The 22,103-nt window shown below is 72.9% G+C and carries 23 protein-coding genes, 1 pseudogene and 1 riboswitch; of the genes and pseudogenes, 19 read left to right on the plus strand and 5 right to left on the minus strand.

Features of this window, described 5'->3' with window-relative positions; genetic code table 11:
• Positions 1-10: 10 nt before the first annotated feature.
• The 3 genes from ACFVVO_RS24890 (at position 11) to ACFVVO_RS24900 (ending at position 1,776) form a co-directional block, all read left to right on the plus strand.
• Positions 11-178 carry a hypothetical protein gene (locus ACFVVO_RS24890; protein ID WP_351664527.1) on the plus strand — a complete coding sequence of 56 codons (168 nt, stop codon included), beginning with the start codon at positions 11-13 and terminating at the stop codon, positions 176-178.
• Positions 179-210: 32 nt separating this feature from the next.
• Entirely contained in the window at positions 211-489 is a 279-nt protein-coding gene (locus ACFVVO_RS24895; RefSeq protein ID WP_390058016.1) for a DUF4190 domain-containing protein, read from the plus strand.
• Positions 490-606: 117 nt separating this feature from the next.
• Positions 607-1,776: a cysteine desulfurase family protein gene (locus ACFVVO_RS24900; RefSeq protein WP_390057808.1), complete on the plus strand. Its 1,170-nt coding sequence runs from the start codon at positions 607-609 to the stop codon at positions 1,774-1,776.
• A 74-nt stretch (positions 1,777-1,850) separates the two neighbouring features.
• Positions 1,851-2,029: riboswitch (TPP riboswitch) on the minus strand.
• Between the two features lie 72 nt (positions 2,030-2,101).
• On the opposite strand, the gene ACFVVO_RS24905 is transcribed toward ACFVVO_RS24900, so the two are convergent.
• Positions 2,102-2,737, minus strand: a complete 636-nt coding sequence (locus ACFVVO_RS24905) for an N-acetylmuramoyl-L-alanine amidase (RefSeq protein WP_390057809.1) — start codon at positions 2,735-2,737, stop codon at positions 2,102-2,104.
• 93 nt (positions 2,738-2,830) lie between these two features.
• Between ACFVVO_RS24905 and mnmA the strand changes: the two genes are divergently transcribed.
• Positions 2,831-3,955 carry a tRNA 2-thiouridine(34) synthase MnmA gene (gene mnmA, locus ACFVVO_RS24910; protein ID WP_390057810.1) on the plus strand — a complete coding sequence of 375 codons (1,125 nt, stop codon included), beginning with the start codon at positions 2,831-2,833 and terminating at the stop codon, positions 3,953-3,955.
• 34 nt (positions 3,956-3,989) lie between these two features.
• On the opposite strand, the gene ACFVVO_RS24915 is transcribed toward mnmA, so the two are convergent.
• On the minus strand, positions 3,990-4,925 hold the full coding sequence (locus tag ACFVVO_RS24915) for a hypothetical protein (protein WP_390057811.1): 936 nt from the start codon (positions 4,923-4,925) through the stop codon (positions 3,990-3,992).
• A 258-nt stretch (positions 4,926-5,183) separates the two neighbouring features.
• Here ACFVVO_RS24915 and ACFVVO_RS24920 point away from each other — a divergent pair, with 258 nt between their 5' ends.
• Positions 5,184-5,801: a papain-like cysteine protease family protein gene (locus ACFVVO_RS24920; protein ID WP_390057812.1), complete on the plus strand. Its 618-nt coding sequence runs from the start codon at positions 5,184-5,186 to the stop codon at positions 5,799-5,801.
• The gene (locus ACFVVO_RS24925) at positions 5,798-6,673 is read left to right on the plus strand and encodes a hypothetical protein (RefSeq protein WP_390057813.1); all 876 of its coding nucleotides are present in this window, start codon (positions 5,798-5,800) and stop codon (positions 6,671-6,673) included. Before ACFVVO_RS24920 ends, ACFVVO_RS24925 begins: the two co-directional genes overlap by 4 nt.
• A gap of 760 nt (positions 6,674-7,433) precedes the next feature.
• Here ACFVVO_RS24925 and ACFVVO_RS24930 read toward each other — a convergent pair.
• Together ACFVVO_RS24930 and ACFVVO_RS24935 are read right to left on the minus strand one after the other, a co-directional pair.
• Positions 7,434-8,213: an alpha/beta fold hydrolase gene (locus tag ACFVVO_RS24930; protein WP_390057814.1), complete on the minus strand. Its 780-nt coding sequence runs from the start codon at positions 8,211-8,213 to the stop codon at positions 7,434-7,436.
• A 63-nt stretch (positions 8,214-8,276) separates the two neighbouring features.
• Positions 8,277-8,609 carry a DUF427 domain-containing protein gene (locus tag ACFVVO_RS24935; protein ID WP_390057815.1) on the minus strand — a complete coding sequence of 111 codons (333 nt, stop codon included), beginning with the start codon at positions 8,607-8,609 and terminating at the stop codon, positions 8,277-8,279.
• Positions 8,610-8,660: 51 nt separating this feature from the next.
• On the opposite strand from ACFVVO_RS24935, the gene ACFVVO_RS24940 reads away from it, so the two are divergent.
• From ACFVVO_RS24940 to gatB, 11 genes and pseudogenes are all read left to right on the plus strand, one after another.
• Positions 8,661-9,200, plus strand: coding sequence for a TIGR00730 family Rossman fold protein (locus tag ACFVVO_RS24940; protein WP_390057816.1), 540 nt, complete (start codon positions 8,661-8,663; stop codon positions 9,198-9,200).
• 7 nt (positions 9,201-9,207) lie between these two features.
• Complete coding sequence (locus ACFVVO_RS24945; protein ID WP_390057817.1) at positions 9,208-9,906, plus strand: SDR family oxidoreductase; 699 nt, start codon at positions 9,208-9,210, stop codon at positions 9,904-9,906.
• 55 nt (positions 9,907-9,961) lie between these two features.
• On the plus strand, positions 9,962-10,951 hold the full coding sequence (locus tag ACFVVO_RS24950) for a methionine synthase (RefSeq protein WP_390058017.1): 990 nt from the start codon (positions 9,962-9,964) through the stop codon (positions 10,949-10,951).
• Positions 10,952-10,966: 15 nt separating this feature from the next.
• Positions 10,967-13,162, plus strand: coding sequence for an NAD-dependent DNA ligase LigA (gene ligA, locus ACFVVO_RS24955; protein ID WP_390057818.1), 2,196 nt, complete (start codon positions 10,967-10,969; stop codon positions 13,160-13,162).
• A gap of 260 nt (positions 13,163-13,422) precedes the next feature.
• Entirely contained in the window at positions 13,423-15,663 is a 2,241-nt protein-coding gene (locus ACFVVO_RS24960) for a putative bifunctional diguanylate cyclase/phosphodiesterase (RefSeq protein WP_390057819.1), read from the plus strand.
• Positions 15,555-15,913 (plus strand): annotated as a pseudogene (locus tag ACFVVO_RS24965) (DUF4267 domain-containing protein). The gene ACFVVO_RS24960 and the pseudogene ACFVVO_RS24965 overlap by 109 nt, the downstream one beginning before the upstream one ends.
• Positions 15,914-15,944: 31 nt before the next feature.
• Positions 15,945-16,439 carry a cupin domain-containing protein gene (locus ACFVVO_RS24970; RefSeq protein WP_390057820.1) on the plus strand — a complete coding sequence of 165 codons (495 nt, stop codon included), beginning with the start codon at positions 15,945-15,947 and terminating at the stop codon, positions 16,437-16,439.
• A gap of 128 nt (positions 16,440-16,567) precedes the next feature.
• On the plus strand, positions 16,568-16,864 hold the full coding sequence (gene gatC, locus ACFVVO_RS24975; protein WP_018531282.1) for an Asp-tRNA(Asn)/Glu-tRNA(Gln) amidotransferase subunit GatC: 297 nt from the start codon (positions 16,568-16,570) through the stop codon (positions 16,862-16,864).
• A gap of 2 nt (positions 16,865-16,866) precedes the next feature.
• Entirely contained in the window at positions 16,867-18,360 is a 1,494-nt protein-coding gene (gene gatA, locus ACFVVO_RS24980) for an Asp-tRNA(Asn)/Glu-tRNA(Gln) amidotransferase subunit GatA (protein WP_390057821.1), read from the plus strand.
• Positions 18,357-18,596: a hypothetical protein gene (locus ACFVVO_RS24985; RefSeq protein WP_351664495.1), complete on the plus strand. Its 240-nt coding sequence runs from the start codon at positions 18,357-18,359 to the stop codon at positions 18,594-18,596. The genes gatA and ACFVVO_RS24985 overlap by 4 nt, the downstream gene beginning before the upstream one ends.
• Positions 18,597-18,611: 15 nt before the next feature.
• Positions 18,612-20,126, plus strand: a complete 1,515-nt coding sequence (gene gatB / locus ACFVVO_RS24990) for an Asp-tRNA(Asn)/Glu-tRNA(Gln) amidotransferase subunit GatB (protein WP_390057822.1) — start codon at positions 18,612-18,614, stop codon at positions 20,124-20,126.
• A 126-nt stretch (positions 20,127-20,252) separates the two neighbouring features.
• On the opposite strand, the gene ACFVVO_RS24995 is transcribed toward gatB, so the two are convergent.
• The gene (locus tag ACFVVO_RS24995; RefSeq protein ID WP_390057823.1) at positions 20,253-21,056 is read right to left on the minus strand and encodes a methyltransferase domain-containing protein; all 804 of its coding nucleotides are present in this window, start codon (positions 21,054-21,056) and stop codon (positions 20,253-20,255) included.
• 74 nt (positions 21,057-21,130) lie between these two features.
• Here ACFVVO_RS24995 and ACFVVO_RS25000 point away from each other — a divergent pair, with 74 nt between their 5' ends.
• Positions 21,131-21,454, plus strand: coding sequence for a hypothetical protein (locus ACFVVO_RS25000; RefSeq protein ID WP_390057824.1), 324 nt, complete (start codon positions 21,131-21,133; stop codon positions 21,452-21,454).
• A gap of 68 nt (positions 21,455-21,522) precedes the next feature.
• Complete coding sequence (locus ACFVVO_RS25005; protein ID WP_390057825.1) at positions 21,523-22,098, plus strand: GNAT family N-acetyltransferase; 576 nt, start codon at positions 21,523-21,525, stop codon at positions 22,096-22,098.
• Positions 22,099-22,103 lie beyond the last annotated feature (5 nt).

Consider the following 22,103-nt stretch of genomic DNA (forward strand, 5'->3'; position numbering starts at 1 on the left):
ATCTCATCCCATGCTGTTCCTCGTCGCCGCACTCATGCTGCTCGGTGTCGTGCTGGGCACCGTCGCCCACGCACCGCTGACCGTCACCGCCGCCGCGGCCGCCGTCATCGCCGTCTGGCTCGGCATCTTCGCGATCCGCGAGCGCCACGGCCGCCGTCGTCACACCTCGGCCGACTGACCGTCCGCATCGACTTCCAGGAGATGAGCACCATGCAACTCACCGCACCGGCCTCGGGCCGCACGGAGAACCGCCCGCGCACGCGGGACGCCGACGGGATGGCCGTGGCGTCCTTCATCCTCGGCCTCCTCGGCCTGCTCGTCCTCAACGTCTTCCTCGGCCCGGTCGCCATCGTCCTGGCCGCCGTCTCCCTCTGGCGCGGCACGTCCCGCCGTGGCCGTGCCTGGCTGGGCCTGGCCCTGGGCGTCGCCGACCTGGCGGTCCTGGGCCTCGCGATGGACCTGTCCAACACGGTGTCCTGGAGCCTGTGAGGCGACCGTGCCGCCGTCACCGCCGGCGCGTCGCCGCCGGGCCCGGCCCCGGCACGGGCAGGGCGGACCGGGTGGCAGCCGAGGGCACCGTGAGGGCGCCGTAGAATCGGCGTCACCATGGCTTACCTCGACCACGCCGCGACGACCCCGATGCTCCCGGAGGCGGCAGAGGCACTGACCGCCCAGCTGAGCATCACGGGCAACGCCTCCTCCCTCCACGCGTCCGGCCGCAGGGCCCGCCGTACGGTCGAGGAGTCCCGCGAAACCCTGGCGGAGGCGTTGGGCGCCCGCCCCAGCGAGGTGGTGTTCACCTCGGGCGGCACCGAGGCCGACAACCTCGCGGTGAAGGGCCTGTACTGGGCCCGCCGTGCCGCCGACCCGGCCCGCACCCGGGTCCTGGCCAGTCCCGTCGAGCACCACGCCGTCCTCGACGCCGTGCACTGGCTCGGCGAGCACGAGGGCGCCACCGTCGAGTACCTCCCCGTCGACTCCCACGGCCGCGTCCACGCCGACGCGCTGCGCGAGGCCATCGCCCGCGACCCCGGCAGCGTCGCCCTGGCCACCGTGATGTGGGCCAACAATGAGATCGGCACCGTCATGCCGGTCCGCGAACTGGCCGACGTCGCCGCCGAGTTCGATGTCCCGCTGCACGCCGACGCGGTCCAGGCCTTCGGTCAGGTCCCGGTCGGCTTCGCCGACTCCGGCCTCGCCGCGCTCACCGTGTCGGGTCACAAGATCGGCGGCCCGTACGGCATCGGCGCGCTGCTCCTCGGCCGCGAGTACACCCCGGTGCCCGTCCTGCACGGCGGCGGCCAGGAGCGCCATGTCCGCTCCGGCACCCTGGATGTGCCCGCCGTGGCCTCCTTCGCGGTGGCCGGCCGGCTCGCCGCCGAGCAGCGCGAGTGGTTCGCCCGGGAGATCGGCGCCCTGCGGGACCAGTTGGTGGACGCCGTCCGTACGGCCGTACCGGACGCGATCCTCGGGGGCGACCCGGCGCCCGGCGGCCGCCTCCCGGCCAACGCCCACTTCACCTTCCCCGGCTGCGAGGGAGACTCCCTGCTGCTCCTGCTGGACGCCCAGGGCATCGAGTGCTCCACCGGATCGGCCTGCACCGCGGGCGTCGCCCAGCCCAGCCACGTCCTGCTCGCCACCGGCACCGACCCGGACCTGGCCCGCGGCACCCTGCGCTTCTCCCTCGGGCACACCTCGACGGAGGCGGACGTGGAGGCGGTCGCCAAGGCCATCGGCCCCGCGGTGGAACGCGCGCGGGTGGCCGGGCTCAGCTGAGGAGCGGGCCGCCGGGCTCAGCCGACGTGCGGGCCGCCACCGAGAGGCGCGCCGCCCGGCCCGGCGCACGCGAAAGACCTACGAAACAAGTTCCCTTCGCCGGTATTGTCCGGATCAGGTGCTGGGGGTCGCCTTCGGTCCAGTCCTTGCGACCTTCCGGCCTCTCAGTCCTAGCGTCGACGTCGGCCCCGGCGGAAGCCTTGTGCCTCTCGCAGAAGTCGGCTACGCCGCTGTAACTCCCTCACTCGTCCCGTAGGCCTGCTCCCACCATAGAACTTCTCTTTTCGGACAAAAAGGGGCTGAACCTTGATTCTTTTCCAGGCCCTCATCTCGCTTGCCGCACCAGCCCCATGTAGCGCTTCCAGGCCCAGTGCGGCCCCGGATCCGTGTGATCCGTGCCCGGCACCTGCGCGTGCCCGATGACGTGCTCCCGGTCGACGGGTATGCCGTACCGCGCGCAGATCGCGGCCGTCAGCCGCGCCGACGCGGCGTACATCGCGTCCGTGAAGGAGGAGGCGTCCTCCACGAAGCCCTCGTGCTCGATGCCGACGCTGCGCTCGTTGTACTCCCGGTTGCCGGCGTGGAACGCCACGTCCAGCTCCCGTATCAGCTGGGTGACCCGACCGTCCCTGCGCACGATGTAGTGCGCCGCGGCGCCGTGCGCCGGGTCCTGGAAGGCCCGCACGGCGCTCTGGTAACCGCCCTGCGTGACATGGACGACGACACGGTCGACCGTGTAGTCGTCCGGGCGGTCCGCGCGGCGGTAGTTCGCCGGGTCCGCCGCCATCCAGCGCGCGCCCCGGAAGTCCACCGCCCCGGCCACCCGTGACTTCTCCACCCCGGGCAGCCGCCACCACAGGTGGGACAGCTCCTCCCGGGCCAGCGCGGCCGTGCCCACGGCGGCCGCCAGCCCGCCGATGAGCAGCGCCCGCCGCCCCGGCCGCCGGTCCGTGTCAGTCATGGTCACCCCCGCGTGGAACCTGCCCCGTCCGCTGTGATCGTCAACGGATGTACGGCGGTCCGCGTTCCCGCGGCCCCGTACCCTGGAAGGGTTATGACTGAGACCCCGCAGCGCCCCCTCCGCGTCCTCGCCGCCATGTCCGGCGGCGTCGACTCCGCCGTCGCCGCCGCGCGTGCCGCGGAAGCCGGGCACGACGTCACCGGCGTCCACCTCGCGCTCTCCGCGAACCCGCAGTCCTTCCGCACCGGCGCGCGGGGCTGCTGCACCATCGAGGACTCGCGCGACGCCCGCCGCGCCGCCGACGTCATCGGCATCCCGTTCTACGTCTGGGACCTCGCCGACCGCTTCCGTGAGGACGTCGTCGAGGACTTCGTCGCCGAGTACGAGGCCGGCCGCACCCCCAACCCCTGCCTGCGCTGCAACGAGAAGATCAAGTTCGCCGCGCTGCTGGACAAGGCGCTCGCCCTCGGCTTCGACGCCGTCTGCACCGGCCACTACGCCCAGGTGATCACGCGCGAGGACGGCTCCCGCGAGCTGCACCGGGCCTCCGACATGGCCAAGGACCAGAGTTACGTCCTCGGCGTGCTGGACGAGCGGCAGCTCGCCCACGCGCTGTTCCCGCTCGGCGACACGGTCACCACCAAGGACGAGATCCGCGCCGAGGCCGAGCGCCGGGGCCTCGCCGTCGCCAAGAAGCCGGACTCGCACGACATCTGCTTCATCGCCGACGGCGACACCCAGGGCTTCCTGGCCGGCCGGCTCGGCAAGGCCGAAGGGGACATCGTCGACGAGTCCGGCGCGGTCGTCGGCTCCCACGAGGGCGCGTACGGCTTCACCATCGGCCAGCGAAAGGGCCTGCGGCTCGGCACCCCGGCCCCCGACGGCAAGCCGCGCTACGTCCTCGACATCTCCCCGGTGAACAACACCGTGACCGTCGGCCCGGCCGCCGCCCTGGACGTCACCGCCCTGACGGCGGTCAAGCCGCGCTGGTGCGGCACCGCCCCGGCCGGCCCCGGCACCTACACCGCCCAGCTTCGGGCCCACGGCGGCGAGACCGAGGTGACGGCGGAACCGGTCGACGGCACCCTCGAGGTGTCGTTCACCGAGCCCGTCAGGGGCGTCGCCCCCGGCCAGGCGATCGTGCTGTACGACGGCACGCGCGTGGTCGGCTCGGCGACGATCGCGTCCACGGTGCGGGTGAAGGCTCCCGCGGTCTGAGAACGCGCGCCTTCGGACGCCCGGCGCCCGGCCCCTACTCCCAGTCCCAGGTCACGCCCACGTGCCCGGGCTGGATCTCGGGCTCCACTATGTGCACCGTGCCGTGCGCGTTCAGCGTGAGGTCGCCGAGGAACTCGGGCGGCGCCTGCACCGTGGGCCGCCCGAACCGTCGGCACCGCACCGGCAGCGCCGCCCGGTCGAAGGCGACCTGCAGCACGTAGGCGCCGCCCGCGTAGTTGAAGCCCCGGTAGTACTCGTGGCTCGGCTCGCCCGTGCCGTCCTCGAACCGGTACCGCATCATCGCGGTCTCACCCGCCGCGAGCCGCGCGTCGAAGAGCAGCTCCACGGCCACCGTCCCGGCCTCCGGCGCCCGGCGCACCCGCCCGACCCGGCAGTTCTCCAGACCCACCGCCCGCATCCGCTCGGTGTCGCAGCCGATCTCGCCGCAGTGGATGGCGACGTAGCGGTCCATGCCGTCGCGGTGCGCCCGCACCACGTGCTCGGCCTCGCGGCTGGCCAGCCGGCGCTCGGCGTCGATCCGCACCCGCTCGTACTGCAGCACGGTGTGCAACCCGCCGTCGCGCGGCGCCTCCAGCTCGACGAGCAGCCGTTCCAGCGCCGAGTCCGGGCCGACCAGCATCCGGAACGGCCGGGCCACCGGGTGGTCGGCCGGCGTGCGCGGTCCGAGCAGCCGGGTCAGGGCGTGCTCCGGCAGCTCCAGCACCTCCTCCAGCGCGGTCACCGCCCGCAGCGACTCGGGCCGGTCCGGCCGGCGGACGCCGCGCTGCCAGTAACTCAGGCTGGTGACGCCCACGCTGACGCCGCGTCGCTCCAGCCGGTGCCGCACCCGGTGCAGCGTCAGCCCGCGGGCCGTCAGCGCCGCCCGCAGGGCCACCGCGAAGGGTCCGGTGCGCAGCGCCTCGGCGAGCCGTGCCTCCGCGTCGGGTCCGTCGGACTGTGCTTTCACCAAGGGAGCTTCCCTCCGCTCCGCCGCGCACCGGCACCACGTGAATGTTCACTTTCCGGACCGCCGACGGGCCCAGGGCGCCGCGATGCTACCAGTGGTAAAAGCCCCGTGTTCACACTTGTCCGCAGTCTGTTCACACCGGCGCCGGCGCCGGGACCACGGGCGTTGACCATGCACCGTCACTCCCCGATGCTCATCGGCGAGCGTCCGGACGCGCTCCTTCCGCCTCAGCCCCAACCTCTCATCAGGGAGGACCGCTCCATGTCTCGCACCGTTCCCCGCCCGCCGCGCTCACGCGGCAGACGCGGACTGGCCGTCGCGGGCTGTCTGCTCGCCACCGCCCTCTCACTCACCACGGCGACCGGTGCCGCTGCCGCCGGTGCCACCACCGCCGCGGCCGGCGCCAACCAGCTGGACATCGACATGCAGGCCCAGCAGAAGAGCAACTGGTGCTGGGCGGCCAGTGGCGCCACCATCGCCGCCTGGCACGGCCGGAACTACAGTCAGAACGCTTTCTGCGACGCGGCCTTCGGCTACAGCCAGGGCATCACCTGCCCCAACAGTCAGGCCACCCTCGCCGACGACCAGCGGGCGTACGACTGGATGGGCCTCAACCCCGGCTACTACATCCAGGGCCGCATCGCCTACAGCGGCCTGCAGGGCGAGATAGACGCCGGCCGCCCGGTGCAGACCCGCATCCAATGGAGCTCCGGCGGCGGCCACATGGAGGTGCTGTACGGCTACGACACCTCCCGGAGCTGGGTGTACTGGGGCGACCCGTGGCCCGACGACTACCGCTACAACTGGTCGACGTACGGCTACTACACGAGCAACCCGGACTTCTCCTGGACCCACACGCTCTACGGAATCGGGGCGTGAGCGCCGTGCACCGGATTCACACCCTGATCCGTCCGGTCGCCGCTGGAACGCTGGCCGCCGCCGTGCTCGTGCTGAGCGGCGCCGCCCCCGCCAAGGCCGTCCCGGCCGCGCCCCAGGCCCCCGCGGTACCCCATGCCTACAGCCCCGGCCAGATCGCCGCCGCCCGTGCCGTGGCCGGCAGCGACAGCACGCTCGACGTGCTCGGCCGGTTCTTCGCCGCCGCCCCGGACCACACCACCCGCGCCATGGCACCCCCGCGGGCCGCCGGCGCGAAGGCCGCGCCGCACCTCACCGGCGCCGGCACCACCGTCTACACCCTCAACGCCGACTTCGTCGCGGGCCGCGAGGACGCGCCGGTCGCCGAGCCGGCGTTCGTCGCCACCGACGCGGTCTCCGCGACCGGGCGGCTGGCCTCGGTGTGGACGGTCAGGACCAAGCGGGGCTGGCAGGTGGTGAACATCGCCTCCGGCGCCGACGAGACCACGTACGCCGCCAAGGCCGAAGGCCGCGGCACCGTTTTCCGCGAGCCGCAGATCAACGCCTGGTACCTGCTGCGCGGCGACCGGGTGCTGCCGCTCAACACCGAGGCACGGGCGGCGGTCGGCGAGCACGGCACCACCGTCGCCCGCTACCGGCACCACGTCCGCACGTCGTACGCGTCCCGGCTGGCCGGGTCGAAGTACGACCGGGACGGCTACGCCGGCGGCTTCGGGGAGGAGGCATCCCGGGCGGCCGCGGCGGCTACGCCGGCCGCGCGGGAGTCCGGCACGGACACCGCCACCCTGGCCGGCCTCGGCGTCGCCGGCGCGGCCCTGACCCTGGGCCTCGCCCTCACCGGGCGACGGCGACCCGAAGACCCCGGAGCGCGGTGACCTGGCCCCACCGCGTTTCGAGGGGTGCGCGCAGGGCGACGGCCCCACACGTCGTCGGCACGCACCCGGGGGTGGGTCCGGGGAACGGCCCCCACGGGGCCCGGACCCACCCCCGGAGGCAGGGCCCGGACGGCCCTCACAGGGCTCCGGTCATCCGGGAGGCGTCTCCCCCCACAAGGGCGCGGCTCCCGCCCGGAGGATGAGTCCGGGAGGCGGCCCTCACGGCCGTTCGGGCCCGCTCTGCCGGGCGGGCCGGGGCAAGTGCCCCTGGTCCGCAGGCTGCCGGTCGCGGGAGCCGGGTTCCGGACGGCGTCCTCCCCAGGGGGCGCCGGTCGCCTGGGAGGCGTTCCCCCCACGGAGCGCCGTTCCCGCCCGCGGGGCGCGGGTCAGGCCCGGATAGTGAGTCCGGGAGGCGGCCCTTGCTCCGCCCGGGTTCACCACCCCGAGTGATCGGCCGGCTGCAACCCCACCGCAGCGGGCCGGTCGCGGGAGCCGGGTCCCGGGACGGTGTCCTCCCCACGGGACGCCGGTCGTCCGGGAGGCGGCCCTTGCTCCGCCCCGGGCCCACCCCGAGGGCGGGCCCGGGGTGGCGCGTCCCCCCCCAAGGGTCCCGGTCTCGCCCGGAGGGGAGCGAGTCCGGGGGACGACCCTGACGCTGCCCGGACCCACCTCGGGGGATGGGTCCGGGCAGCGGCCCCAGGGACGAGGACGGGTCCGGCACACCGCCCCACCGGACCGGGCCCGCCCTCACCCACACCGGTCAGCCGGTGAAGAACTCCGCCAGAACCGGGGCCAGTACCTCCGGCTCCACGGCGTGGGTCTGGCCCTCCAGGGTGCGGTACGTGCCCCGGGGCACGGTCCGGGCGACCGCCTCGGCCGCCTCGCGGAGCCACCCGGGGCTCGCCCCGCCCGCGACCGACAGGACCGGTACGGAGACCGCGGCCAGCCGCTCTCGGGGCAGCAGTCCGTCCCCCAGGACCGCGTCGTCGTACGCCAGACTGGGCGCGACGGACTCCATGCCGGCCCACATCGGTGACTCGCGCGCGCTGCGGATCGTCTCCTCGCCGAGGCCCGTCAGCCGCAGGAAAAGCTCCACCGCGTCGCCGCGCCGGCCGTCGGAGAGCGCCTCCCGCAGACGCTCGGTGTACGCCCGCTTCCCCGCGCCGCCGTCCAGGAAGTCGGCGAACGGCACCTCGTACACGGCGGCCTGACGGACCGGCAGGCCGCTCGCCGCCGCCTCGAGCACCAGCGCGCCGCCCGAGGAGACCCCGAACAGGCCCGCCGCCCCGCCCACCGCGTCGACCAGCGCGGCCAGATCCTCGACCTCGCGCTCCACCGCGTACGGCGCCGTGTCACCGCTCTCGCCGCGGCCCCGGCGGTCGTAGACGACGGCCGTGCAGTGGTCCGCGAGCCGGTGCGCCAGGGGCGCCACGGTGCCGCCGGTGGACATCGCGCCGCTCACCAGGATCACCGTCGGCCCCTGGCCGATCACTTGGTACGCGAGGGAGGTGCCGTCGCGGGAAGTCGTCTTCTTGTCCATGCCCGTGCAGACTGCCGCACGGCGCGGGACTCACCGGTCACGACACGTCGGTGTCGCGGAGAGTCACGTCACTTCGACCTCTTCCACCTCGTAGAAGCACAGGTGATCCCTGATCGCGGCGACGTCCGGCTTCGGGTCCGGGTACGCCCAGACCAGATCGGGCGCGTCCGGCAGCGACCAGTAGGAGGCGGTGCCCTTGAAGGGGCAGACGGTGTGAGTGCCGGACGGCGTCAGCAGATCGAGCCGGACGTCCTCGGCGGGGATGTAGTACCGCACCGGACAGCCCGTCTCGCGCAGCAGCAGGGGACGGTCGGTCTCCGCCAGCACCTGGCCGCCGTGCACCGCGCGCACGCGCCGCTCGCCCTGTTCGATGGTGATCGTGTGTCCTCGGGTCATACCAGGACAGCGCCGACGGGCCCGGACTTCTTCCCGCGTACGGTGGAGGGCATGAACATCTGCGTCTTCCTCTCCGCCGCCGACCTCGACGAGCGCTACACCCGGCCCGCGCGCGAGTTCGCGGAACTGCTCGGCAAGGCCGGCCACACCCTGGTCTGGGGCGGCTCCGACGTCGGTCTGATGAAGGTCGTCGCCGACGGGGTGCACGAGGCGGGCGGCAGGCTGCTGGGCGTGTCCGTGGAGTTCCTCGCGACGAAGGCACGCCCCGGCGCCGACGAGATGGTGATCGCCGCCGACCTCGCCGAGCGCAAGAGGCTGCTGCTGGAGAAGGCCGACGCCGTGGTGATCATGGTGGGCGGCACCGGGACGCTGGACGAGGCCACCGAGATCCTGGAGCTGAAGAAGCACGGCCGCACCGACAAGCCGGTGGTGCTGCTGAACACGGCCGGCTTCTACGACGGTCTCCAGCAGCAGTTCCTCCGCATGGAGGCGGAGGGCTTCCTGCCCCGCCCGCTCGCCGAGCTGATGTTCTTCGCCGAGGAGCCCGCGGCCGCCCTGGCCCACCTCGAGGAGTCACTGGCGGCCGGCTGATGCGAGCATGGCGCACATGGCTACTCATGTGATCACCGGGGCCGGTTCCGGCATCGGCGCGGCCGTCGCCCGCCGCCTGCACGCGCGCGGGGACGAAGTCGTCCTGCACGCGCGCGACGCGGGCCGTGCCAAGGAGCTGGCGGCCGAGTTCCCCGGGGCGCGCACCCTGGTGGGCGACCTCGCCGACCCCGACAAGCTCTCCTGGGCCTTCTCCCACCAGACGCTCCCGGAACGGGTCGACTCGCTCCTGCACATCGCAGGAGTCGTGGACCTCGGCGACGTCGGCGAGCTGACCCCCAGGTCCTGGCGCCACCAGCTCAACGTCAACCTGATCGCCCCCGCCGAGCTGACCCGGCACTTCCTGCCCCAGCTCCGCGCCGCCCGCGGCCATGTGATCTTCGTCAACTCCGGATCCGGTCTGAACGCCCACGCCGGCTGGTCCGCGTACGCCGCCTCCAAGCACGGCCTGAAGGCGCTGGCCGACTCCCTGCGCCAGGAGGAGCACGGCAACGGCGTCCGCGTCACCTCCGTCTACCCCGGGCGTACGGCCAGCCCCATGCAGGCCAAGGTGCACCAGCAGGAGGGCAAGGAGTACGAGGCCTCGCGGTGGATCGACCCCGAGTCGGTGGCGATCACCATCCTTACCTCCCTGGACCTGCCGAGGGACGCGGAGATCAACGACCTGACGGTGCGCCCGGGCCGCTGACCGCCGGTCACCCCGGGCGTGAAGGCTACGTAGGCTTCACCCCGTGAACGAGAACATGCGCTTTGGTGCGGCCACCGGGATCGGGTCGATGCCCGGTGGGGACGCCCGGGAGGCCGCCAGGACCGTCACCGGCAGCGTCGAGGACTTTCCGTTTCTGCCCGAGCTGCCCGCGCGGGGGCCCGGCGCCGACATGATCGGGCGCACCGCCGGGATGCTGGTCGAGCTGTACGCGCGCGTGGAGCCCAGCGGCTGGCGGATCGGCGACCGGCCGGGCCGGGACACCAAGCGGGCCCGGTCATGGCTCGGGGAGGACCTCGACGCGCTGGAGGAGTTCACCCAGGGCCACGAGGGCGACCTCAAGGTGCAGGCCGTCGGGCCCTGGACCCTGGCCGCCGCCCTGGAGCTGCGGAACGGGGAGGCCGCTCTGTCGGACCCGGGCGCCTGCCGAGACCTCGCCGGCTCGCTGGCGGAGGGGCTGCGGCTGCACCTCGCCGAGGTGCGGCGCCGCGTCCCCGGCGCCCGCCTCGTGCTCCAGCTCGACGAGCCCTCGCTCACCGACGTACTGCGCGGCCAGGTGCGAAGCGCCAGCGGCTACCGCACCCACCGGGCCGTGGACCGGCAACTGGTCGAGGCCACGCTCCGGGACGTGATCGCGGCGCACGACGGCGGTCCGGTCGCCGTCCACTCCTGCGCCCCCGACGTGCCGTTCGCCCTGCTGCGCCGGGCCGGCGCCGACGCCGTCTCCTTCGACTTCTCGCTCCTCACCGAACGTGACGACGACGCCATCGGTGAGGCCGTGGAGGCCGGCATCCGTCTGTTCGCCGGTGTCGTGCCGGGCACGGACGGCCCATTGTCAGACCCTGCCGGTAGCGTCATGGGTGTCAGGACGCTGTGGCGCAGGCTGGGGCTGCGTCCCGGGCTGCTCGCGGAAGCGGTCACGGTGACCCCGGCATGCGGTCTCGCGGGCGCTTCTCCCGCGTACGCACGCCAGGTGCTCGCGCACTGCGTCCGGGCGGCGAGATCCCTCGCGGACAACCCAGAGTAACGGGAGGACGACACGGTGGCCGGCGACAAGCAGCAGGCGGAGACGGCGGTGCCCGCCGAGGCACGGGAGAAGCACGCGCAGCTCGCTGAGCAGATCGAGGAGCACCGCTTCCGGTACTACGTGAAGGACGCCCCGGTCGTCAGCGACGCGGAGTTCGACGAGCTCCTGAAGAGCCTGGAGGCACTGGAGGAGCGGTATCCGGAGCTGCGTACGCCGGACTCGCCGACCCAGAAGGTCGCCGGGTCCTACGCGACGGAGTTCACCGCGGTCGAGCACCGCGAGCGGATGCTGTCCCTGGACAACACCTTCAACGACGACGAGCTGGCCGCCTGGGCCGACCGCATCGCCCGGGAACTGGGCGAGCAGGAGTACCACTTCCTGTGCGAGCTGAAGGTCGACGGCCTCGCCGTCAACCTCACCTACGAGAACGGCCGCCTCACGCGCGCGGCGACCCGCGGCGACGGCCGCACCGGAGAGGACATCACGCCCAACGTCCGGACGATCGCGGACATCCCGGACCGCCTGAAGGGTGACGACGTCCCCGCCCTGGTGGAGATCCGCGGCGAGGTCTACTTCCCGATGGAGAAGTTCCTCGAGCTCAACGAGCGCCTGGTCGCGGCCGGGGACAAGCCCTTCGCCAACCCCCGCAACGCCGCCGCCGGTTCGCTGCGCCAGAAGGACCCGCGCGTCACCGCCACCCGCCCGCTGCACATGGTCGTCCACGGCATCGGCGCCCTGGAGGGCTTCACGGGCATGACCCGTCTCTCCCAGGCCTACGACCTGCTGAAGACCTGGGGGCTGCCCACCTCACGGCACAACCGGGTGGTCGACGACCTCGACGGGGTACGGGAGTTCATCGCCTACTACGGCGAGAACCGGCACTCCGTGGAGCACGAGATCGACGGTGTCGTCGTCAAGCTGGACGAGATGCGCCTCCAGGGGCGCCTCGGCTCCACCGCGCGGGCGCCGCGCTGGGCGATCGCCTACAAGTACGCCCCGGAAGAGGTCAACACCAAGCTCATCGACATCAAGGTGGGCGTCGGACGCACCGGCCGTGTCACGCCGTACGCCCAGGTCGAGCCGGTCACGGTCGCGGGCAGCGAGGTCGAGTTCGCCACCCTGCACAACCAGGAGGTCGTCAAGGCCAAGGGGGTGCTCATCGGCGACACCGTCGTCCTGCGCAAGGCCGGTGACGTCATCCCCGAGATCCTCGGTCCGGTGGCCGACCTGCGGGACGGCGGCGAGCGGGAGTTCGTGATGCCGGGCGAGTGCCCGGAGTGCGGCACCCCGCTGCGGCCCATGAAGGAGGGCGACATCGACCTCCGCTGCCCCAACGCCCGTACCTGCCCTGCCCAGTTGCGGGGACGCGTGTCCTATCTCGCGGGCCGCGAGTGCCTGGACATCGAGCACTTCGGTGACGTGGCCGCCGCCGCACTGACCCAGCCGCTGGAGCCGGCCGACCCGCCGCTGGTCGACGAGGGCGACCTGTTCGACCTGACGGTGGAGAAGCTGCTGCCCATCAGGGCCTACGTGCTCGACCAGGACAGCGGCCTGCCCAAGAGGGACCCCAAGACCGGCGAGGACAAGGTCGTCGCGGTCTTCGCCAACCAGAAGGGCGAGCCGAAGAAGAACACGCTGACGCTGCTGGAGAACATCGAGGCGGCGAAGTCCCGTCCGCTCGCCCGCTTCCTGAACGGGCTCTCCATCCGGCACGTCGGCCCGGTCGCGGCACAGGCCCTCGCGCGCGAGTTCCGCTCGATCGACCGCATCGAACAGGCCACCCAGGAAGAACTGGCCACCACCGACGGCGTCGGCCCCATCATCGCCACCGCCCTCAAGGAATGGTTCGCCGAGGACTGGCACCGCGAGATCGTCCGCAAGTGGAAGGCCGCCGGGGTCCCGCTGGAGGACGAGTCGTCCGGCGAGGACGAGGGCCCGCGTCCGCTGGAGGGACTCACCGTCGTCGTCACCGGCACCCTGGAGAACTTCACCCGGGACGGCGCCAAGGAGGCACTGCAGAGCCGCGGCGCCAAGGTGACCGGTTCGGTCTCGAAGAAGACCTCGTTCGTGGTCGTCGGCGACAACCCGGGATCGAAGTACGACAAGGCGATGCAGCTCAAGGTTCCCGTCCTGAACGAGGCCGGTTTCGGCGTCCTGTTGGAGCGGGGACCCGAAGCGGCGGCCGAAGTCGCGCTTCCGACCGAGGAGTAGCGGTTGAAGGCCACCCGATCGGTGCATATCAGATGCATACGGGTGGCCCGGGCGCATTCGGGCAACCGTCGACGACCGCTGCCCGAGAAAGCATTCTGCGGCCTACTGTTGAGGTGTGCGCCTGCCGTGCCCAGCCGCGGTTGGGGCATTCCCCTGCCCGCCGGAGGCACGGGGAAAGGATTGTTCAACGCGGAGCCGCTGATGGTTGTCGGGCACCGGGCCGCGTGGCGTGGGCACCGCCGGCTGTGAGAGGGACGGGAATGGAACCGACCGAGAGCGCTGCCCCGCACGCACGGCTGCGCCTGCGCCTACGCGCGGGCGCGTGGCGGGGGACCCGGTGGACGGGACGGGGCGCCGGACGCACCGCTGCCCGGCCTTATCCGGCCCAAGCGGGCACCGCGCCCGATCCGCACCCCACGGTGCCGTCGGCCATCGAGGCCGCCCGGACCCGACCCGGCACCGACGCCGAACGGCGTCCGCCCTGGCCCGCGTCGCACGCGGCCCTCGTGGCCGCCGCCGCGCTCGCCCTGGCCGCGGGCTTATACCGGGCCTTCATCGGCCACCACGCCCTGTTCCCGTGCGAGACGCCGGGCTGGTCGCTGGCCGTGCTCACCGGCATCATCGTCGGCCACCTCGTGATGCTCGGCCGCGCCCGCTGGTGGGGCGGCACGGGCTCCGGCGCGGCCCTCACCCTGGCCGTCCTGCTGCTGTACGGCTGGATGCCGGCCGGGATGGTCAGCCTCACCGTCGTCGTCCTGGTCGGCATGGCCAGGCGGCAGCGCTGGCGGCAGGGCATGCTGCACGGCGCGGTCGACATCCTCGGGATCAGCGCCGGCGCCCTGGTGCTCGGCTTCTTCGGGTGCGTGCCGAGCGTCGAGGAGCCCTGGCGGCCCGACAGCTGGGGCCTCACCACCGCACCGGAGGTGGTGCTCGTCGCGGCCGCCTACCTCGCGGTCAGCCGAGGGCTGCTGTGGTACTCGCAGGCCCCGCGCGGTGGCCCCCTGCCCACCGTCGCCCGCACCGCCCTGGTCCGGCAGGGCCTGCTCGCCGTGGCACTGCTCGGTATCGCCCCGCTGGTGTGCGTGGTCGCCGACGCCCGGCCGGTCCTGCTGCCGCTGTTCGCCATCCCGCTGATCGCCCTCGACTCCACGCTGTGGATGGCCCGGGCCCGCGCCGAGGAGCAGTTGCGCGACCCGCTGACCGGGCTGCCCAACCGGCAGTGGCTGCTGGAGCGGATCTGGACCGCTCTGGACGACGCCGAGCGGATCGGCGCCCGCGCCGCGCTCATGCTGATCGACCTCGACCGGTTCCGTTCGGTGAACGACACCCTCGGCCATCTCGCCGGCGACCGGCTGCTGCTGCAGATCGCCGACCGGCTCCGCCAGGCCCTGCCGCGCGGCGCCGAGGCCGCCCGGCTCGGCGGCGACGAGTTCGCCGTCCTACTGCCCGTCGCGGACTCCACCACCTCCGCCACCCGCGTCGCCCGCGGCCTCGTCGCGGAACTCAGCTCCCCGCTCGACCTCGACGGGCTCACCCTCGTCCTGGAGGCCAGCGCCGGCGTCGCCGTCTTCCCCGATCACGCGCTGGACGCCGAGGGGCTGCTGCGGCGGGCGGACGTGGCGATGTACCAGGCGAAGCGGGACCGTACCGGCGTCGAGGTCTACGAGTCCAAGCGGGACTCCAACACGCCCGACCGGCTGGGTCTGCTGGGCGATCTGCGCCGGGCGCTGGACGCCCACGAGGTGCAGCTGCACTACCAGCCCAAGGTGCGTTTCGACGGGCAGGTCGCGGGCCTGGAGGCGCTGGTCCGGTGGGTGCATCCCGAGCGCGGGAAGGTTCCGCCGGACGAGTTCATAGCGATCGCCGAGTCCTCCGGGCTGATGCCCCATCTGACGGAGTACGTGCTGGAGACCGCGCTCGGACAGGTCGCCGCCTGGCGGGCGCAGGGGCTGCGGGTGCCGGTGGCGGTCAACGTCTCCCCGCGCGACGTGCACACGCCCGGCTTCGCCGGCTCGGTCGCCGCCCGCCTGGCGCGGCACGGGGTTCCGGCCGGGGCGCTCCAGCTCGAGATAACCGAGCACGTCCTGCTGGAGGACCCGCAGCGGGCCGCCGACACCCTCGCCGCGCTCACCGGGCACGGCGTGAAGATGTCCCTGGACGACTTCGGCACCGGGTACTCCTCGCTGGTGCATCTGCGCCGGCTCCCCGTCAGCGAGCTGAAGATCGACCGTTCCTTCGTGGCCCGGCTGGCCGTGGACACCGAGGACGCCGAGATCGTGCGCTGCACGGTCGACCTGGCGCATTCGCTGGGGCTGCTCGTCGTCGCCGAGGGCGTGGAGGACGACGAGACCTGGGAGCGGCTGCGGGACCTCGGCTGCGACGCGGTGCAGGGATGGCTGGTCGCCGCCGCGATGCCGCCGGACGAGACGACGGCCTGGCTGCTGGCGCGCGGGTCGCGCGGCTGGCAGCGGCCGCGGGCCGCGCTGCCGGCCGCCGAGTAGCGCCCGGCGGTCAGCCCGCGGCGAAGTGCCCGATCAGCAGGTCCGGTCTGCGCCCGTGCGCCTCCTCCGGGCTGCCGGCCTTCGCCGGAGCGCGGGCCGAGGCCTGGTTCATGGTCCGCGTGGCGCTCGTGCCCCTCGGTGACACGCTGATAGTCCTGCGGCACGGTGGTGCGCGGGCCGTCGCGTCGGGATCCACTTCGCCACGGCGGTCGTCGTACTGATCAGTGCCGCGCTGCTCTTCCTCGTCTGACCACGACACCATCGTCACAGGGGGCCCGAAGATGTCGCTGTTCGTTCCGGAGTTCGACGAGACCGTGATCGTCCGCGAGGCCGAGGCCGAGGTGGTCGGCCGCGCGCCCACCACCATCCGCCTGCTGGCCGACAGCAGCGCGACCGGCGGCGCCCTGTCCACCCAGCGGGTCACCCTCCGGGAGGGCGCCGACGGCGCCAAGCCGCACTGGCACGACAACTCCGCCGAGATGTTCTTCCTGCTGGACGGCGCCGCCGACATCCTCTCCGGCGACGACGTCGTCACCGCCGGCCCGGGCGACCTCGTCGTCGTCCCGCCCGGCAGGCCGCACGCCTTCGCCGCCGTGCCCGGAGCCGACGCCGACCTGCTCATCGTCCTCACCCCGGGCGTCGAACGCTTCGAGTACTTCCGCCACCTCCGGCGCATCGCCCTCGGCGAGGCCACCCCCGAGAGCCTGCTCGAGGTGCAGGAGCTGTACGACAACCACTTCCTGAAGAGCCACGCCTGGGATGCCCGGCGCCACTGAGCCGGGGGCGCGGCAGCCGCGGGTGGGGGGGCGCGGGCGGGGGCGCGGCCTGACCGTTTCACGGGCACGGCTCCCCGCCCCATAGGATTGGCCCCAAACCACACACACTCACCCCAGAGGATCGCTGCATGCCTGGCATCACGCGCGAGGAGGTCGCCCACCTCGCCCGGCTGGCGCGTCTGGAGCTGAAGCCCGAAGAGCTCGACCACTTCGCGGGCCAGCTCGACGACATCATCGGCGCGGTCGCCCGCGTCAGCGAGGTCGCCGACCAAGACGTACCGCCGACCTCCCACCCGCTGCCGCTGACGAACGTCATGCGCGCGGACGAGGTCCGTCCCTCGCTCACCCCCGAGCAGGCGCTCTCCGGCGCCCCGGCCCAGGAGCAGCAGCGTTTCAAGGTGCCGCAGATCCTGGGGGAGGACTGACCATGACGGACATCATCAGGCTCACGGCCGCCGAGACCGCCGAGAAGATCGCCTCCGGCGAGCTGACGGCCGTCGAGGTCACCGAGGCCCACCTCGCCCGCATCGAGGCCGTCGACGAGAAGGTGCACGCCTTCCTGCACGTCGACCGCGAGGGCGCCCTCGCCCAGGCCCGCGCCGTGGACGAGAAGCGGGTCCGCGGCGAGAAGCTCGGCCCGCTGGCCGGCGTCCCGCTCGCGCTCAAGGACATCTTCACCACCGAGGGCGTGCCGACCACCGTCGGCTCGAAGATCCTCGAGGGCTGGATCCCGCCGTACGACGCGACGCTCACCAAGCGGCTGAAGGCCGCCGACGTCGTCATCCTCGGCAAGACCAACATGGACGAGTTCGCCATGGGCTCCTCCACCGAGAACAGCGCCTACGGCCCGACCGGCAACCCCTGGGACCTCACCAAGATCCCCGGCGGCTCCGGAGGCGGTTCCTCCGCCGCGCTCGCCTCCTTCCAGGCACCGCTCGCCATCGGCACCGACACCGGCGGCTCCATCCGCCAGCCGGCCGCCGTCACCGGCACGGTCGGCGTGAAGCCGACCTACGGCGCGGTCTCCCGCTACGGCATGGTCGCCTTCTCGTCCTCCCTCGACCAGGGCGGCCCCTGCGCCCGCACGGTGCTGGACGCGGCCCTGCTGCACGAGGTCATCGCCGGGCACGACCCGCTCGACTCCACCTCCATCGACGCCCCGGTCCCGCCGGTGGTCGAGGCCGCGCGCAACGGCAGCGTCGAGGGCATGCGGGTCGGCGTCGTCAAGCAGTTCCGCGGCGAGGGCTACCAGGCCGGCGTCGTGCAGCGCTTCGACGAGTCCGTGGAGCTGCTGAAGGAGCTGGGCGCCGAGATCGTCGAGCTGGACTGCCCGTCCTTCGACCTGGCGCTCTCCGCGTACTACCTGATCGCGCCGTCCGAGTGCTCCTCCAACCTCGCCCGCTTCGACGGCCTGCGCTACGGCCTGCGGACCGGCGACGACGGCGGCCACTCCGCCGAGGAGGTCACCTCCCTCACCCGTGAGGCGGGCTTCGGCCCCGAGGTGAAGCGGCGCGTCATGCTCGGCACCTACGCCCTGTCGAGCGGCTACTACGACGCCTACTACGGCTCCGCGCAGAAGGTCCGCACGCTCATCACGCGTGACTTCGAGAAGGCCTTCGAGCAGGTCGACGTCATCGTGTCGCCGACCACGCCGACCACCGCCTTCGCGATCGGCGAGCGCGCCGACGACCCGATGGCGATGTACCTGGCCGACCTGTGCACCATCCCGACCAACCTGGCGGGCAACGCGGCCATGTCGCTGCCCTGCGGCCTCGCCCCGGAGGACAACCTCCCGGTGGGTCTGCAGATCATCGCCCCGGCGCTCAAGGACGACCGGCTGTACAAGGTCGGCGCCGCCGTCGAGGCCGCCTTCGTGGAAAGGTGGGGGCACCCGCTGATCGAGGAGGCTCCGTCGCTGTGAGCGCACTGAACAAGGCCAAGGGCTTCAAGAAGTCGAAGTCCGGCACGTACCTGTCGATGGCCGGGACCGCTTTCAGCGCGTTCGGCGTGGCCAAGCAGATCAAGAAGGCGCGCGCCGAGCAGGACACGCTGCGGCTGATCGACGCCACCGTGTCCGCCGTCGCCATCGTCACCGGACTCGCCATCCTCTACCGCGAGCTGAAGCGGCTGGGCGACGACGACGTCCTGCTGGGCTGAGAGGGAAGTTTCACCGTGACCATCACGACCGACCTGGTGTCGTACGAGGACGCGCTGGCGTCGTACGACCCCGTCATGGGCCTCGAGGTCCATGTCGAACTCGGCACCAAGACGAAGATGTTCTGCGGGTGTTCTACCGAGCTGGGCGCCGCGCCCAACTCGCAGACCTGCCCCACCTGCCTCGGCATGCCCGGCGCGCTTCCGGTCGTCAACGCGATCGGCATCGAGTCCGCGATCAAGATCGGTCTCGCGCTGCACTGCGAGATCGCCGAGTGGTGCCGCTTCGCCCGGAAGAACTACTTCTATCCGGACATGCCGAAGAACTTCCAGACCTCCCAGTACGACGAGCCGATCGCCTTCAACGGCTACCTCGACGTGCAGCTGGAGGACGGCGAGAGCTTCCGCGTGGAGATCGAGCGCGCCCACATGGAGGAGGACACCGGCAAGTCGACGCACGTCGGCGGCGCCACCGGCCGTATCCACGGCGCGTCCCACTCGCTGCTGGACTACAACCGCGCGGGCATCCCGCTCATCGAGATCGTCACCAAGCCGATCGAAGGCGCCGGCGAGCGCGCCCCCGAGGTCGCCCGGGCGTACGTCCGCGAACTGCGCGAGCTCATCAAGGCGCTCGGCGTCTCCGAGGCCCGCATGGAGATGGGCCAGATGCGCTGCGACGTGAACCTGTCGCTGCGCCCGAACGGCACCGAGAAGTTCGGCACGCGTTCCGAGACGAAGAACGTCAACTCGCTGCGGTCCGTGGAGCGTGCGGCCCGCTTCGAGATCCAGCGGCACGCGGCCGTGCTGTCGTCCGGCGGCACGATCGTGCAGGAGACCCGGCACTTCCACGAGGACACCGGGTCCACCACCTCCGGCCGCGTCAAGGAGGAGGCCGAGGACTACCGGTACTTCCCGGAGCCCGACCTCGTCCCGGTCGCCCCGTCCCGCGAGTGGGTCGAGGAGATCCGCGCCGCGCTGCCGGAGATGCCGCTGGTCCGCCGCACCCGGCTGCTCGCCGAGTGGGGCATCTCGGCCACCGACATGCAGGCGATCCTGAACGCCGGCGCGCTGGACCCGATCGTCGCCACGATCGACGCCGGTGCCGACGCGGCCTCCGCCCGCAAGTGGTGGATGGGCGAACTGGCGCGCAGCGCCAACGAGTCCGGCAAGGCGCTGGACGAGCTGGCCATAACCCCGCAGCAGGTCGCCCGGGTCACCGAGCTGGTGAACTCCGGTGACCTGAACGACAAGCTGGCCCGCCAGGTCATCGAGGGCGTTCTCGCGGGCGAGGGCACCCCGGACGAGGTGGTCGACAAGCGCGGTCTGAAGGTCGTCTCCGACGAGGGCGCGCTGACCGCCGCCGTCGACGAGGCCATCGCCGGCAACCCGGGCATCGCGGACAAGATCCGCGCCGGCAAGGTGGCCGCGGCCGGTGCCCTGGTCGGCGCGGTCATGAAGGCGACCCGGGGTCAGGCGGACGCGGCCCGCGTCAAGGAGCTGATCCTGGAGAAGCTCGGCGTCAGCGAGGGCTGAGCCACCACCGCGACGGCCCCGGAGGCAGCGCCCTCCGGGGCCGTCGCGCTGCGCTCCCGCCGTTGGCGCCGTTGGCGCCGTTGGCGCCGTTCGCGGCCTACGGCCCACGACGGCCCGCCGTGCTGCCTACGGCTGCTCGCGGCGTCCCACCACGCGGGCGAACCCGAGGGCCCGCCCCTGGTCCGCACGCAGCAGCTCCACCGAGTCGCGCGCCATCCCCGCCATGAACTCGCTCGGGCTCTCCTGCGCGCACACCTCGCTCCACAGCAGCCAGTCGCGCCAGCCGTCCTCCAGCCAGTCGGCCGTCTCCACGCGCACGGCCCCCGCGCGGGTCCAGTTCCGCCGCCACCAGGCGGGGGAGTGGAACGCCCAGAACCCGGGCTCCCAGTGCGGCTCGAGGTGCTCCGGCGGCTCGGTCCCGTCGATCTCCTCCCGCAGCGCGGGTACGACGATCCCGATCCGCCCGCCGGGCTTCAGCAGCCGGGTCACGGTGGGCAGGTACAGGTCGGTGGTGCCGAAGTACTGGTAGGCGTCCACGGACACGACGGCGTCGAAAGCGCCCTCGGCGAAGGGCAGGTCGTGCGCCTCCGCGAAGACCGGCAGCACACGGTCGGCGACGCCGGCCTCGGCGATGCGGACGGCGTTGTCGCCGGGCTTCACCCACAGATCGGCGGCGACGACCTGCAGGCCGTACTCCCTGGCCAGGAAGACGGATGTCATGGCGCGCCCGCACCCCAGGTCGAGCACCCGCGCGCCGGGCGGTAGCCGGTCGAGACCGAGCGCGGGCGCCAGCCACTCCAGCAGCCACAGCGCGTGCGGGCCCATCTGGTTCTCGATGGTCCAGCGGGCGTCGTAGCGGCTGCTGCGCGGATAACGGGGGTGGGTGAGGCGGGCGGTGAGCTCGTCCCGGGTGTTCGTCGTCTCGGTCACGAACGACCATGGGTACCAGGCCGGGGCCCGTCCCGCACCTGATTTGGAAGACGGACGTTATACGCTCACCCGCCATGAGTGGACGTACCGATTCCGACGCCGAACCCGCCATAGCCGAGGCGGACGAGCCGGACGGCCACGACGACGACGTCGAGGAGGCCCGCCGGGCCCGGTGGACCGCGGCCGGCACCGGAGGCCTGCTCTGCCTCGCGGGCTGCGCCGCCGCGCTGCTCCGGCTCACCGGCTCGGCCCCGGCCCTCGTCCCCGCCGCCTACGCCCTCGGTGCCGCCGTGTGCGCCCTCGCCGCCGTCCTCGGCGCCCGCGGCCGCACCCGCCGGGCCCTGTGGCTGCTGCTCGCCGGTACGGCGGTCATGGCCATCGGAGACCAGTTCGACTGAACGGGGCCCGTGCCATGAGAGGGTGACCGACGTCCGGACGGTGGCACAGCGGGAGGAGCGGCAGCGCGATGTACGCGATGTCCCTGGGTGACGACGGCGCCGAGATGCGGCCCCTGGAGGTCTGGCACGCGGCGGACCTGCTCGCCAACATCGACCGGGGACGTGAGTTCATCGGCCGGCACGTCGGCCTGCCGGACGTGGTGACCGACCTGGACGCCGCCCGCGCCTATCTCGCGTCGTACGCCGAGAAGCGCGGCGCCGACACCGGCAGCCTGCACGGGGTGTGGCTGGACGGGAGGCTGGCCGGGGGACTGCTGTTCCGGGTGTGGGACACCCCCAGCGGGGTCTGCGAGGCCGGCTGCTGGCTGGAGCCCGCGGCCGCCGGGCGCGGGCTGGTCACGCGCGGCATGCGGGTGCTGCTGGACTGGGCGTTCGAGGAGCGCGGCATGCACCGGGTCGAGTGGCACGTCTCGTCGGCCAACGAGCCCAGCATCGACGTGGCCCGGCGCCTCGGCATGACCCGGGAGGGCGTGCTGCGGGAGAACTACCCGTACCGGGGCGTGCGCACGGACACCGAGATCTGGTCGGTGCTGGCGCCCGAGTGGCGTGTGGCACGCGCGCGTACCGCGCCCGACGATCATTAAGAGAC

It is taken from the genome of Streptomyces sp. NPDC058145 (assembly GCF_042884245.1).
GTDB lineage: Bacteria > Actinomycetota > Actinomycetes > Streptomycetales > Streptomycetaceae > Streptomyces.

Excerpts from the sequence above, each read along its gene's own strand:
- ACFVVO_RS24960 (WP_390057819.1), top strand. The coding sequence starts at position 13,423 with ATGGAACCGACCGAGAGCGCTGCCCCGCACGCACGGCTGCGCCTGCGC.
- ACFVVO_RS24890 (WP_351664527.1), top strand. The coding sequence starts at position 11 with ATGCTGTTCCTCGTCGCCGCACTCATGCTGCTCGGTGTCGTGCTGGGC.
- gatC (WP_018531282.1), top strand. The coding sequence starts at position 16,568 with ATGCCTGGCATCACGCGCGAGGAGGTCGCCCACCTCGCCCGGCTGGCG.
- ACFVVO_RS24905 (WP_390057809.1), bottom strand. The coding sequence starts at position 2,737 with ATGACTGACACGGACCGGCGGCCGGGGCGGCGGGCGCTGCTCATCGGC.
- ACFVVO_RS24940 (WP_390057816.1), top strand. The coding sequence starts at position 8,661 with ATGAACATCTGCGTCTTCCTCTCCGCCGCCGACCTCGACGAGCGCTAC.
- gatA (WP_390057821.1), top strand. The coding sequence starts at position 16,867 with ATGACGGACATCATCAGGCTCACGGCCGCCGAGACCGCCGAGAAGATC.
- ACFVVO_RS24930 (WP_390057814.1), bottom strand. The coding sequence starts at position 8,213 with ATGGACAAGAAGACGACTTCCCGCGACGGCACCTCCCTCGCGTACCAA.
- ACFVVO_RS24945 (WP_390057817.1), top strand. The coding sequence starts at position 9,208 with ATGGCGCACATGGCTACTCATGTGATCACCGGGGCCGGTTCCGGCATC.
- ACFVVO_RS24900 (WP_390057808.1), top strand. The coding sequence starts at position 607 with ATGGCTTACCTCGACCACGCCGCGACGACCCCGATGCTCCCGGAGGCG.
- mnmA (WP_390057810.1), top strand. The coding sequence starts at position 2,831 with ATGACTGAGACCCCGCAGCGCCCCCTCCGCGTCCTCGCCGCCATGTCC.
- ACFVVO_RS24920 (WP_390057812.1), top strand. The coding sequence starts at position 5,184 with ATGTCTCGCACCGTTCCCCGCCCGCCGCGCTCACGCGGCAGACGCGGA.
- ACFVVO_RS24950 (WP_390058017.1), top strand. The coding sequence starts at position 9,962 with ATGCGCTTTGGTGCGGCCACCGGGATCGGGTCGATGCCCGGTGGGGAC.
- ACFVVO_RS24970 (WP_390057820.1), top strand. The coding sequence starts at position 15,945 with ATGTCGCTGTTCGTTCCGGAGTTCGACGAGACCGTGATCGTCCGCGAG.
- ACFVVO_RS25005 (WP_390057825.1), top strand. The coding sequence starts at position 21,523 with ATGTACGCGATGTCCCTGGGTGACGACGGCGCCGAGATGCGGCCCCTG.
- ACFVVO_RS24895 (WP_390058016.1), top strand. The coding sequence starts at position 211 with ATGCAACTCACCGCACCGGCCTCGGGCCGCACGGAGAACCGCCCGCGC.
- ACFVVO_RS24935 (WP_390057815.1), bottom strand. The coding sequence starts at position 8,609 with ATGACCCGAGGACACACGATCACCATCGAACAGGGCGAGCGGCGCGTG.
- ACFVVO_RS25000 (WP_390057824.1), top strand. The coding sequence starts at position 21,131 with ATGAGTGGACGTACCGATTCCGACGCCGAACCCGCCATAGCCGAGGCG.